The 11,931-nt window shown below is 71.8% G+C and carries 10 protein-coding genes and 1 tRNA gene; 7 read left to right on the plus strand and 4 right to left on the minus strand.

The window, feature by feature from the left end:
* Positions 1 to 17: 17 nt before the first annotated feature.
* Positions 18 to 260 carry a chaplin family protein gene (locus tag V7793_RS05625; protein WP_335581790.1) on the plus strand — a complete coding sequence of 81 codons (243 nt, stop codon included), beginning with the start codon at positions 18 to 20 and terminating at the stop codon, positions 258 to 260.
* A 1,422-nt stretch (positions 261 to 1,682) separates the two neighbouring features.
* On the opposite strand, the gene V7793_RS05630 is transcribed toward V7793_RS05625, so the two are convergent.
* A complete protein-coding gene (locus V7793_RS05630) occupies positions 1,683 to 2,156 on the minus strand; it encodes a hypothetical protein (protein WP_335581791.1) in 474 nt (157 codons plus the stop codon).
* Positions 2,157 to 2,237: 81 nt separating this feature from the next.
* Entirely contained in the window at positions 2,238 to 2,552 is a 315-nt protein-coding gene (locus tag V7793_RS05635; protein ID WP_335581792.1) for a helix-turn-helix domain-containing protein, read from the minus strand.
* 365 nt (positions 2,553 to 2,917) lie between these two features.
* Here V7793_RS05635 and V7793_RS05640 point away from each other — a divergent pair, with 365 nt between their 5' ends.
* From V7793_RS05640 to V7793_RS05660, 5 genes are all read left to right on the plus strand, one after another.
* A complete protein-coding gene (locus tag V7793_RS05640) occupies positions 2,918 to 3,388 on the plus strand; it encodes a hypothetical protein (RefSeq protein WP_335581793.1) in 471 nt (156 codons plus the stop codon).
* A 264-nt stretch (positions 3,389 to 3,652) separates the two neighbouring features.
* Positions 3,653 to 4,375 carry a hypothetical protein gene (locus V7793_RS05645; RefSeq protein ID WP_335581794.1) on the plus strand — a complete coding sequence of 241 codons (723 nt, stop codon included), beginning with the start codon at positions 3,653 to 3,655 and terminating at the stop codon, positions 4,373 to 4,375.
* A gap of 405 nt (positions 4,376 to 4,780) precedes the next feature.
* On the plus strand, positions 4,781 to 5,728 hold the full coding sequence (locus V7793_RS05650; RefSeq protein ID WP_335581795.1) for a hypothetical protein: 948 nt from the start codon (positions 4,781 to 4,783) through the stop codon (positions 5,726 to 5,728).
* A gap of 2 nt (positions 5,729 to 5,730) precedes the next feature.
* Positions 5,731 to 7,173: a hypothetical protein gene (locus V7793_RS05655; RefSeq protein ID WP_335581796.1), complete on the plus strand. Its 1,443-nt coding sequence runs from the start codon at positions 5,731 to 5,733 to the stop codon at positions 7,171 to 7,173.
* Positions 7,174 to 7,319: 146 nt separating this feature from the next.
* Positions 7,320 to 7,392: transfer RNA gene (locus tag V7793_RS05660), tRNA-Arg, on the plus strand.
* A gap of 104 nt (positions 7,393 to 7,496) precedes the next feature.
* Here the strand turns inward: V7793_RS05660 and V7793_RS05665 are convergent.
* A complete protein-coding gene (locus V7793_RS05665; RefSeq protein ID WP_335581797.1) occupies positions 7,497 to 8,768 on the minus strand; it encodes a cytochrome P450 in 1,272 nt (423 codons plus the stop codon).
* 29 nt (positions 8,769 to 8,797) lie between these two features.
* Entirely contained in the window at positions 8,798 to 10,027 is a 1,230-nt protein-coding gene (locus V7793_RS05670) for a cytochrome P450 (RefSeq protein WP_335581798.1), read from the minus strand.
* Between the two features lie 384 nt (positions 10,028 to 10,411).
* Between V7793_RS05670 and V7793_RS05675 the strand changes: the two genes are divergently transcribed.
* Positions 10,412 to 11,931: restriction endonuclease (locus V7793_RS05675; RefSeq protein WP_335581799.1), on the plus strand; the 1,520-nt coding region annotated here is incomplete at its 3' end.

An 11,931-nucleotide genomic window follows, 5' to 3' on the forward strand; every position in this document is an offset into this window, starting at 1 on the left:
ACACCGAGGAGGGGACTATGACAGGATTCCGCACCATCGTCATCACGGCGGGTGCATTGACCGCGCTCGCGCTCGGCAGCACCACCACCGCCTCAGCCGACACCACTCTCGGGCTTGAGGGCGGCGTGTTGGGCGGGACGCAGGTCACCATCCCCATGGCGGTCCCGATCAACGTCTGCGGAAACAACGTTGCCGGGCTTGGGGCTCCCTGTGTCCACGGCAGTCCACCCGCCGGCGAGGCCGCCGGGCAGGACGACTAGCTCCCGCTCACACCCTGGGGGCACATCCCGGGACAGTGGCCGACCGAGGCCGGCGAACGATCAGCCGTGCCGGCGCCACCCCGTCTGGTGCCCGTCAGTCGCCTGCGGAATGTGCAGCCCGGCCGCACGGGTAGTGCCCCCAAGGCCCGCGTGGGCCCGGCGCGCGTTCGTCCCCATGGACCGCGCCGGTACAGCCGGGTCGACGAGTGCATCCTCAAATCCACCACCGGCAGCACGTACGGGCCGCTGCTCACCCGGAAAACCAGCACCCGCATCCCACGGCTACGGGAAAGCTACGCCCTGCACATGGGCTCCCTGGCCATGGGCGCGATCCACACCGACCTGGACATCACCACCGCCCTCGAACACCGCGCATGTTGCCATCGCCCAGGGCGAGCCGGAACAGGAGTTCGCCGCAGTCACCGACGGTCAAGGCAACACTGGTGCCACCCAGGTCACCGACACCGGACAGCACGCCATCCGCCCGGCTTCAAGATCGTCGACCCTGGCCCTGCCTCGCGTGGCGATGCCTGGAGCGGCCCTCTCCTTCGGCGGCTCCCGGCACCTGGTCACCTTTCCGCGCGGGATTCTCTATGGGAGCTACGCTACGGGAAGGGGAGGGAGCGGAACCGGCAACGGCAACCCACCGAGCAGCCCTGATACCACGTCGAGGACGGCTGACAGCACATTCACGATTGTTGTGACAGCATCCACAGGTCACTCCTTCGACTCGGTGACATCTCCGGGATGATTCCTGCCCCAGGCAGGAGCGTTCTCCTCCGGTACGGGGCGGCGCGCAGAAGCGCGCCCCGTCTCTCACCCGCTTCCGGGAGCTTGCTCCTCTCGCACGCGCACCGTGGACATCGACCACGCCGGTGGACCCGGCACGCTCGGCGGGCCCGAGTGCCCGTCCGGCACGCGGAGGCAGTTGATCGACAGGGGCGGCGCCGGGCTGCGGTGCCATCGGCAGACCCTGCGCCGAGGCCACTCCCGTTCCTGCGCCCGTGCTCAGCAGAACGGCGCCGACGACAGCGGCAGCGAACTTCTTGGGTCCGAACATGGGCTTCTCCCTTCGGTGGCGGACGGCTTTGCCCCGACCGCGACTTCCGCCTCATTGCCGCCCAGCACACCAACGCCGACACTGATGATGGTGTTGGCTGAGGCGCTTGCGGTGCTGCCCAGCGCCGGCACAGTCAGTGCACCCGCCGTGATGACGATGGTGCGGGTCCCTTCACAGTCCCTCCCGGATCATGCTTCTCGGCTTCCTGTCAGAGGCTGCCCAGCAAAGAGGGTTCTCTTCCGGCAGACAGGCGCATGACAGGGCGTCCGGCCCCGCCCAGCGCGGTGGGAACCTGCGGTACCGATGGCCGGGCACATCCCCGCGCTGGCCCCTCGCACACCTACTGGCCTTCTCGGCGGGCATCATCGCCCGGGCCCGCCGAGGGTGATCCAGCCGTCCGGGATCCAGCCCCCGACGTAGCCGTCGAGGAAGTAGCCGAGTTCGGGGATGGCCAGGCCGGTGACCACACGTGCCGCCTGCCGGTAGGGCACCCAGTACAGTTCCCCGCTCCCGGCCGGGGCGGTCAGGGCCGAGGGGTCGGTGGCGTGGGTGAGGAACAGGCGTGTCTCCCAGCGCCGCGACCGCCGGGACGGTACGGGTGCTGATGCCTGGATGCGTCCTTCGGTGGCGGCGAGCATCAGCGCACCTGGCGGGGCCAGGATGTGCAGCAGGCGCTGGGCGGCCTCGGGGTAGGACTCGCACTCCCGCCGGCGCGTACCGGGCAGCGTCCACCGGCAGTCGTGCGGCGCCTGCGGGCTCAGCAACGCGATGCGATGACGCTCCTCGAAACAGACGAGATAGACCTGCCGCCACAGTAGCGGTGCATACATGCACATGACGTGAGGGTAGGCCGAGGCCTGCGCCTGCGCGCGTCGCCGCGCCCGGCGTACGGCCGGGCGGCGGAGGCGGAGGGTGTTCTACGGCGTGGGCGGCAGGGCGGCGGGGCCGGGCCAGAGCTGGAAGCCGAAGGCCGCTTCCAGGCGGGCGAGGGTGCCGAGGTCGGGGAGGACCTTGCCGTTGAGGACGCGGCTGATGGTCGAGTGGGTGATGCCCGTGGCCTCGGCGAGGGTGCGCAAGCTGTGATTGGTGCTGGCCAGGGCCCGGTGCAGGTTGCGGGCCAGGGCCTGGCCGTAGTGGGCACTGGCGGGAGCGTCCAAGGTCAAGGTGGCGTGCGGCCAGGCCCCGTCGGCTACGTAATGGCACGGCACCTGGTCGTTACTGCTCCGGGGCATCCACGGATCATCCCATGCGCCCACGGGCCCGGCCCTTCCTGCTGCGGAGGGCAGCACACAGCTGCGGTGCATGTATGGACCAAACCTAGCGAGTGGACCGTGGTCTGCGTGCGACCGACACCCCGTTCATCGCCCCACCTGGGCGCGCCAGTCGCCTTCAGGGGCTGCGGGCGAAGGTGCGGTGCGGCTTCCCTGGTGGGCGCGGATGGTGCGGGCGTCATGCGACCGCAGGTGTCCGACCCCCGATAGGGGGAACTTGATCGCCTCTTCGTCTTGTCTGACCTGCTGTTTTCCTGGATGGGCGGGGTTGGTGGGGTGCGTGGTCGCGTAGCGTTCGGCGGGCGCCGGCTGAGGGGAGGTGCGCGGTGTCGCATCACGAGTACGTGGCGGGGCTGGTTGAGGTACTGCGTCAGGCGTCACGGGAGGACGAGGCGCGCGTGGAGCAGGCACGAGGCGTGGTCGAGGAGGCGGAGCGCGGGCTTGCGGGCGCATGCCTGCGGGCCGAGGCCACCTCCAGCGCGCTGTCGGCGCTCGAGGAACGGCTGATGGTGCTGTCCTGCCCTCCGCCGCGGCCGGGCGGCCCTCAGGCGCAGGAGAGAGCGCCGACCACCGATGAGTTGATCCTCGGCTTCCTCGCGGGGCGCCGGAAGGCCTCCACACAGGAGATCGTCAGCCACGTGCGCACCGTCAAGCCGGACGCGAACTCGGGCAAGGTCAGCCCGAGGCTGACCCACCTGAAGTCTGTCCGCCGCATCGTCCACGTCGCCACCGGCTGGTGGCGCATCGCCGGAGCCGCCGACGAGGCATCCGCCGACGCTGAGACCACGGGCGGGTAAGGCGCCCGGCACGGAAAACAAAAGGTGGCGCCGCCGTCGATTTCGCAGACCTTCAGCGGCACCACCGTGATGCGCACCCGATTCGGGGCTCAACGACGGCAAGTGTAAGCACACTTTTGCGGTGCCGGTTGAGCCCCCTGTCCCCAACCTGCCCTGAGGGGCGGGGGATTGGTTCACCATGGCACTGCCTGATTCCCCCTCACGGGTTAACCGCCCACGCCGCTTGCCGTGCGCGTGGACGCCCGGCCGGACCGGGGATCCGCGATGAGCGCCCCGAAGACGGCAAGGATGCTGCCCACCGACAGGATGCAGGTCACAGGTCAGATCCGGGTGGCCCAGGCGCTGGCCGAACTGAGCGGCGGGGACGCCCGGGAGATCAAGGGCGCCGATCTCGCCCGGCACATGGGCCGCTACGCCGACTCGGTCACGGAGTCCCTCAGCTACCTGGTCGGCACCGGGCTGGCCGAGGGCGGCCGCGGCCGCTACCGCACCACCAGCGCGGGCCGGGAGTTCGCCGCGCTGTGGAACGCGGACTCCGCCCGTGCACGGCTACTGCTACGCGGCCTCTACCAGGACCACTGGGCGGCCCAGGAAGCCGTCCGAATCCTGGCCGACGGGCCCCTGCCGCAGGAGGAAGTGGCAACCCGGTTGCAGCAGGGCCTGCCGGGCAAGCCGCGCCGAGGAATCTACCTGGTCGAGTGGCTCGTCATCGCCCTCGTCGTCCGCCGCGACAAGCGCCTGCACCTCAGCCTGCCCGAGCCCGAAGCCCCCGCAGGCGACGGCCACGGCGCAGACGACGAAGCCCCGGCAAGCCCGTCCGGGGCAACCGGAGGCAGAGCTGACGCCACGGGAACCGGCCCGGTGCTGATCATGGGCCTGTCCATGGACCAGCTCAGGGCCCTGCCCAACGAGCAGTACGCGGAAATCCTCCACGGCCTGGCCCACAGCATCAAAGCTCTCAACGCCACCCCGGCCACCACCGCCTGACAGGCGACACCCGCAAAGCGGCGCCGGTCCACCCCGAAACAGGGGCTCGCCGGCGCCGGTGGGGTGGCGGCTGGTGCCCGCGCCCGGCCTGTAGAACTGCGCGCGAGGGGTTCGACTCCCCTGCCATCCACGTGAGCATCCCACCACACCCACGACTACACCCGGCCCCGCCGGCCCCGGCCAGCCGTCAACCCGGGCACGCGCCCGGGATTCACCCACCCGGGATCACCGCGGACTGACGCCCCGGACCTTCACTCCTCCCGGGGCGGCCGTCACCGGTCCGGCCGCCTGGAATGGCCGGGCACCGCGACCAGCCTCACGGTGTATGTATGCACCACACCCGTGAGGGTGGGCCTTCGCCTGCCCGGCAGGACACGGCCCTCTCCGCCTGCCCGGCGGTCGGCCGTGACTGAGATCGTTCTGGCCGCCGCGGTCGCAGAGGTCATGGCCACCTGGGCGGCCATGACCGGGCGCGGCGAGATGTCCCGGCAGAGCCTGGAGAAGTTCACCCTGCTCCTGGCCCGCTTCCAGCGCTACGCCAACGCCCGCCAGGTATTCCTGCTCGCCGAGGTCACCGAGCAGCTTGCCTCGGCGTTCATCGACGCCCCCGGCCGTACCCGCCACGGCGTCACAGCCCCCGCGGCCCTGGCCACCCGGTACCTGCGCCGCAGCGTGCTGCGGATGTACTTCCGCACCGCCCGCGAACTCCGGCTGTGCGAGCACGACCCCACCTGGGCCATCACCCTGCCCCCGCGCGCGTACGGCCGGATACGGCCACTGAGCGAGGACGAGGCCATCGCCCTGCGGCACGCCGCCGAGTTCACCGACCGGCCCAGCCGGCACGCCGCCGCAGCCGCCCTCGCTCTCTCGGGAGGGCACACCGGCGAGATCGGCCACACCACCCTCGCCGACCTCGATGCGCCCGCAGCCCGCGTATGGATGCACGGCTCGTCCAAGACCACACCCCGCTGGTGCCCGCTGAGCCCCTGGGAACTCAGAACCCTGACCTCCCGCGCCGGATACGTCCGGGACCACGCGCCCCCGGGGACACCGGACGGCCGGCTGAAGCTGGCGGTCTCCTCGCAGGCGGGCGGCGACGAGCAGTTGCAGGCCCGCTCTTGTGTCGCTCTCGGTGACCTCCTCGCCCGCATCGGCGTGGCCGCCGACGTCTCCGTCCGTCCTGCCTCCGTCACCGCCTACGCCGCCTGGAACCTCCACGCCCGCACCGGCCGCATCGAGGACGCCGCCCTCCTGCTCGGACTGTCTTCCCTCGACCGCACCGCCGCCACGATCGGCCACCACTGGCAACCCGCCCCCCACGCCCCACCCCGCCCCCATGGAAAGGCGAACTGACCGTGCCCGACGACCTCTTCGGCAACCCGGTACCACCACGCCAGCGCCCCTGCCGCAAACGCCGGGCCCGCGAAGAAGACCAGCGCCCTCTCCCGCAGCGCATCGCCGACTGTGCCGCCTTCCCCGACCTCTACGCCCTCGCCCGCGTCCTCGACACCGCCTCACCCCGGCGCCGCGGCGGACGCCCCGCCCACTACCCGCCGTACGTCTACCTGCTCTTCCTCGCCGTCCGCGGTGTCTACGGCTCCGCCCGCACCACCGCAGGCCACCTGCAGCACCCCACCGTCTGGAACGAGATCAAAAAGGGTGTCGCCCAGCACCTCGGCACCGACGAGGCCGCCCGCCTGCCCGAGCTGGGGCCCAGCCGCAACCACTGGCAGCATGCCCAGCGCAGCCTCCTCATCCCGCACCTGGAGGACCTCAACGCGGCCTGCCGCGACCTCGCCCTCAAACAAGCCCTCCGCCAGGGACTGCTCCCGCTCACCGCGCCCCGCTCCTGGAGTCACCCCGCACGCCACCAGCTCCTGGTCGGCGACGGCACCGTCGCCAAAGCCCCCACCCTCGCCACCACCCCCTACACCCTCGACGAAACAACCGGAGAGATCCGCCGACGCCGCGTCGACCCCGCAGCCTGGCCCCAGACCGAAGGCGGCGGCCGCCCCGTTCGCGGCACCAAGTTCATCGTCTTCTCCGCCCGCCGCACCGGATACCTGCGCCGCGTGGTGATCACCTACCGCCACGTCCCCCACCACCACCCCGGCGGCGAAGCGGCCGCCGCCATCGAAACCGCCACCGAACTCCTCGACCACCCCGACGCCGCCGGCTGCCTGGGCCTCGTCTACGACGGCGCCTGCCGCGGCACCCACCGCGACACCCTCCACCGCCGCGGCCGCCTCCTGATCAACAAGCAGCACGACGGCCTGACACCCGTCCCCCTGCACACCCTCGACTACCCCCGCTGCCGCCACGAGCTATGGGCCCACGGCGGCCGCGTCACCGAACGCACCTACCGCGACGACGGCACCAGCACCCTGACACCTCTGCCCATCACCCGCCTCCAGCGCCGCGGCCAGCACACCCGCCACCGCTGGTACCACCAGATCACCGTCCCCTGCCCCCACGGCCCCCACCACCACCGCGAAGGCGTCGGCATCACCACCACACCCGGCGAACGCCCACCGGGGCAAAGTGACGCGGAACGGAAGTTCCACCGAGCCGAGCACCTCGTCCCCATCCCCCCGGGGACCAAGACCCACGAAGAGATCTACTCCCACCGCGACGACGCCGAATCCGTCTTCGCCCAGTTCGACCGCCACCTCTTCAACGGCCGCCTCATCGCCTTCGGCGCCCCAGCCCAGAGCCTGGTCATGCTCGGCTTCCTCCTCGCCCAGAACGCCACCAGTGCCGCCCGCCACCACGAAGACCCCACACCCCACCAGCACTGACCAGCCAGCCAGACCGAGCACCCACCAGCGCAGGCCACCTGCCATCCGCTAACCTGTCCTCGACCGCCCGTACGCGGGCGGTCGAGGAGCAAGCTGAGCCCCACGAAGATCCACCAGGGTTTTCACCAAGGAATCCAGCAAGCCCCGCCTCCGTAGCTCAGGGGATAGAGCACTGCTCTCCTAAAGCAGGTGTCGGCAGTTCGAATCTGCCCGGGGGCACACGGACAGAAAGCCCTCCCGTCCTTCCGGACGGGAGGGCTTCTGCGTTCCCCGGGTGACGTTCACCGGACGGCGGTCACCGGACGGCGTTCACCAGGCGCTGTTCACCAGGCGACCGGAAGGGACTCCGGGCCGCGGTTGATGGAGCCTCGGCGCCAGCGCATTTCGCTTTCGGGGACGGCCAGGCTCAGGTCCGGGAAGCGGTTGAGGAGGGCGGTGAGCATGACCTCCGCCTCCATCCTGGTGATCAGGGCGCCGACGCAGTAGTGCGGGCCGTGGCCGAAGGACAGGTTGGGGGCGTCGTCGCGGGTGAGGTCGAGGCGGTCCGGGTCGCGGAAGACCGACGGGTCGCGGTTGGCGGCGAGGTAGGAGACGTAGACGACGTCGCCGCTGCGGATCACCGCTTCGCCGACCTGCAGGTCCTCGGTGGCGACGCGGGGCAGGCCGACGCCGTTGCGGTGCGGGATGTAGCGCAGGAGCTCCTCCACCGCCTGGGGGAGCAGGGCCGGTTCGGCGCGCAGGCGGGCCAGCTGCTCGGGGTGGGTGAGCAGTGCGTACACCATGTTGGAGACCTGGTTGCGGACCGCGTCCATGCCGTTGAGGACGAGCATCACGGCGAGCGAGATCAGCTCCGGCATGCTGAGGCCGCCCTCCTTCTGGGCCTCGACCAGGGCGCTGAACAGGTCGTCGCCGGGGTGCTCGCGGCGGTGCGCGGCCATGGCCTTGAAGTAGCTCGCGATCTCGCCCTTGACGGCGTTGCTCTCCTGCTCGGAGTGGTTGCTGGAGAGGATGACGCTGCGCCAGTTCTGCAGGCGGTCGAGGTCGTGGGGCGGGACGCCGAGGAGCTCGCCGATGAGCTGGGCGGGCAGGGGGTCGGTGAGCCACTCGGTCAGGTCGGCCGGGGAGCCGTGCTCGGCCATGGCGGAGAGCATCTGGTCCGCGAGTTCCTCGGCACGGGGGCGCAGGGCGGCGACGCGCTTGCGGCCGAAGGTGAGGGCCACGTGCCGGCGGATCCGGGTGTGGTCGGGCGGGTCGGTGCGGCCGACGCCGCCGGCCGGGGCGACGACGTGCGGCGTCATGCTGGTGACCGGCCGGTCGACGGTGAGGGCGCGGCTCAGCCGGGGGTCGGCGGCGACCGTCTTGACGTCCTCGTACCGGGTGGCCAGCCAGGCGTCGCCCTCGCCGAACCGCAGCCGGATCCGCGCGATCGGCTCCTCGCGCAGCAGGCGGTGCATGAGGGGGTCGAACTCCAGGGCGGGGAGGTGGTCCACCGGCCAGTCGTGGACCGTCCCGCCCGGCTTGCGGAAGGCCGGGCAGCCGGCGGCGGCCGGGGCGGACGTCGCATCGGGCGTCGGATTCGTCAGCGGTTCGGCCATCGGACCCTTCCTCGCTCACCGGGCATCGCTCACCACGCGACGGGCAGGTGCTCCGGCCCCCGGATGAGCGCGCTCCGCTGCCACCGGATCTTCTCCACCGGCTCCGCGAGACGCAGGTCCGGGAAGCGTGCGATCAGGCTGGAGAGGATGATCTCGGATTCCAGGCGGGCGAGCATCGAGCCCAGGCAGAAGTGCGGTCCGTGCCCGAAGGACAGGTGCGGATTGTGCTCCCGGTCGAAGTCGATCTCGTCCGGGCGGTCGAAGACGGAGGGGTCGCGGTTGGCCGTGAGGTACGAGGAGTGCACCACTTCGCCGGCCCGGATCAGCACGCCCCCCACTTCCACGTCCTCCATGGCGATGCGGCCGAGGCCGACGGCGTTGCGGTGCGGGATGTAGCGCAGCAACTCCTCGATGGCCTGCGGGAGCAGCCCGGGCTCGCGGCGCAGCCGCTCCAGGTGGTGGGGGTGGGTGAGCAGGGCGTAGACCATGTTGCTGCTGTTGTTGCGCACGGCGTGGGCGGCGCTGGCCTGGATGAGCAGGGCGATGGCGACGGCTTCCTCCGTGCTGAGTTCGCCCTTCGCGACGGCGGCGGCCAGCTCACTGGCGAGGTCGGGCCCCGGCTCCGCGCCCTTGCGCGCCAGCATCTCCACGAAATAGGCGGCCATCTCGGCCTTGGCGCGGTCGCTGGCCTCCCGCCCGTGGCCCGCGGACAGCAGGACCTCCGTCCAGTGCGCCATGCGCGGCAGATCGGCCTCGGGGACGCCCATCAGGTCGCTGATGACGGCGAGGGGCAGCGGGCCGTTCAGGTGGGCCATCAGGTCCGCCGGGGGACCCTCCCGCTCCATGGCGTCGAGGAGTTCACCGGCGACGCGCTCGGCGCGGGGCCGGAGCCGTTCGAGGCTGGCGGGCGTGAAGGAGCGCGCGACGGCCTTGCGCAGCCGGGTGTGCTCGGGCGGATCGGCGAAGCCCACCGCCTCGTCGAGCGGGATGAAGTGGGGGGCGAGCCGGGTGATCGGGCGGCCGAGCACGGCCTGCCGGCTGAACCGCGGGTCGGACGTGACGAACTTGACGTCCTCGTAGCGCGTGACGAGCCAGGCGTGCCCCTCGCCGTGGGGGAGCTTCACCCGGGCGATGGGCTCCTCCCGGAGCCGCTCGGCCATGAACGGGTCGAAATCGAGCCCGCGCAGATCGTCCACGGCCCAGAAGCGCACCGGGTACCGGTCCGAGTCGGATGCCTCGGATGCTGTCGTCGTCACCATCAGTGCCCTCCCGCCCACCCCGTCGCTTACGAACCGTTGCTCATGAACCGGACGCCTGTACGCGGTCCTTCCAGGACAAGCTCCCCGGAAAGCCGCACCAGCAACAGGGCACGCCGGGAAAATCACTCGTACGGCTTACAGGCCGGCCGCCCCGTGGCCACCTCCTCGACCCGCCCTCGGCTCACCCCAGAACCGCCCCTCGGCTCGCTCGGCCGTCTCCCCCGGTCGCCTTCTTCGGCCACCCTTCACCCCACCCCCCTCGTACGACTTGCAGCTGATCGGATTGTCCGTCAGGCGGCTAAAGTCGACTTGACCACTGGTTGTCGGGGCCAGTGCACGTGGTTCCGGGACGCCGGGTGTCCCGGGGGGAGGGCATGTATCCGCATGAGTCGTCGCTCCAGTGGACTGATAGGGATCTGGGCCGAAACGCAGCGCCAGCAACAGCGCCTGCGGGAGGCCGAGCACCGGGAACAGGTGCAGTTCCAGAGGGAGCAGGAGCGGCGGGAGCGGGCGGCGGCGCGGGAGGCCGCGCGGGCCGACCGGGAACAGCGGGCCGCCTACCGGCAGCGGCGCGAAGCCGAGGCCCGGCGGCGCACGGAGGAGATCGAAGCGCGCGTCGCGGAGCTGACCGGGCTGCTGGTGACAGGCTGTCAGGTACCGGCGTTCTCCACCGCCGCGCTGCGCCGGCCCGAGACGGTGGAGCCGTTCAGCCCCGGGCACCTCGGGCAGCCCGTCCCCATGCCGGACCCGGGCCTGTACCGGGCCCAGGGCGGCTGGGGCTTCGGCGCGGGCCACGGCCGCGAGCAGTACGACCACGACCTGCGGGCCGCGCAGGCCGCCGAGGCCACGCGCCTGCAGCAGCTGGCGGCGTACCGGCGGCAGTACGAGCAGTGGGCCGCGGGGCAGCTCGCCGAGATCCGGGAGCACAACGCGGGCGTGGAGGAGATGGTCGCGGCGCTGCGCACCGGTGACCCCGACGCCGTCGTCGACTACTTCTCGGCCGCCCTCTACGCCTCGTCCGCGTGGCCCGACGAGTTCCCGCACCAGGTGTCGGCCGCCTACGATCCGGCCGCCCGGCAGCTGGTGCTGATGTGGGAGCTTCCGGCGTACGACATCGTGCCGGAGGCGAAGGCCGTGCGGTACATGCCGACCGCCGACCAGGAGAAGGAGACGGCGCGGCCCGCTGCGCAGCGCCGGGCCGTCTACCGGGACGTGCTGGCCCAGTGCGTCCTGCTGGTGCTGCGCGACCTGTTCGCGGCGGACGGGTCCGGGGCGCTGGAGTCCGTCGTCGTCAACGGCTTCGTCGACGACCACGACCCGGCCACGGGCCGCCGCGCGGAGATCGTCCTGGCCTCGGCCACCGTCTCCCGCTCCGTCTTCGCCGGGCTGCACCTGGAGCAGGTCAGCGCGGTGGACTGCCTCACCGACGGGCTCGGCGGGCTGCTGTCCGCCCGGCCCGACCAGCTCGCCGCCGTACGCCCGGGCCGGATGCCCGCCGACGTCGGGCGCGGCGTCGTCTCCCACGGGGGCGGCGACGACCCCGACCTCTACGAGATGGACCCGGTCGCCTTCGAGGCGCTCGTCGCCCAGCTCTTCCGCGCCCGCGGCATGCAGGCCGTGATGACGACCCGGTCCAACGACGGCGGGGTGGACGTCGAGGCCCTGGACCCGGACCCGATCAGCGGCGGCCGGATCATCGTGCAGGTGAAGCGGTACCGCAAGACGGTCCCGCCGACGGCCGTCCGGGACCTGTACGGCACGGTGCAGGGCGCCGGTGCCAACAAGGGCGTGCTGGTCACCACGTCCGGCTTCGGCCCCGGTTCGTACGCCTTCGCCAACGGCAAGCCCCTGACGCTCGTCCCGGGCGAGGAGCTGGTGGGGCTGCTGCAGCGGCACGGGCTGCG

This window comes from Streptomyces sp. KLMMK, from assembly GCF_036961605.1.
Lineage (GTDB): Bacteria > Actinomycetota > Actinomycetes > Streptomycetales > Streptomycetaceae > Streptomyces > Streptomyces telluris.

Bases quoted from the DNA above. Each gene is read 5' to 3' on its own strand.
- V7793_RS05645 (WP_335581794.1), top strand. From the start codon at position 3,653: ATGAGCGCCCCGAAGACGGCAAGGATGCTGCCCACCGACAGGATGCAG.
- V7793_RS05630 (WP_335581791.1), bottom strand. From the start codon at position 2,156: ATGTGCATGTATGCACCGCTACTGTGGCGGCAGGTCTATCTCGTCTGT.
- V7793_RS05670 (WP_335581798.1), bottom strand. From the start codon at position 10,027: ATGGTGACGACGACAGCATCCGAGGCATCCGACTCGGACCGGTACCCG.
- V7793_RS05635 (WP_335581792.1), bottom strand. From the start codon at position 2,552: ATGCCCCGGAGCAGTAACGACCAGGTGCCGTGCCATTACGTAGCCGAC.
- V7793_RS05625 (WP_335581790.1), top strand. From the start codon at position 18: ATGACAGGATTCCGCACCATCGTCATCACGGCGGGTGCATTGACCGCG.
- V7793_RS05665 (WP_335581797.1), bottom strand. From the start codon at position 8,768: ATGGCCGAACCGCTGACGAATCCGACGCCCGATGCGACGTCCGCCCCG.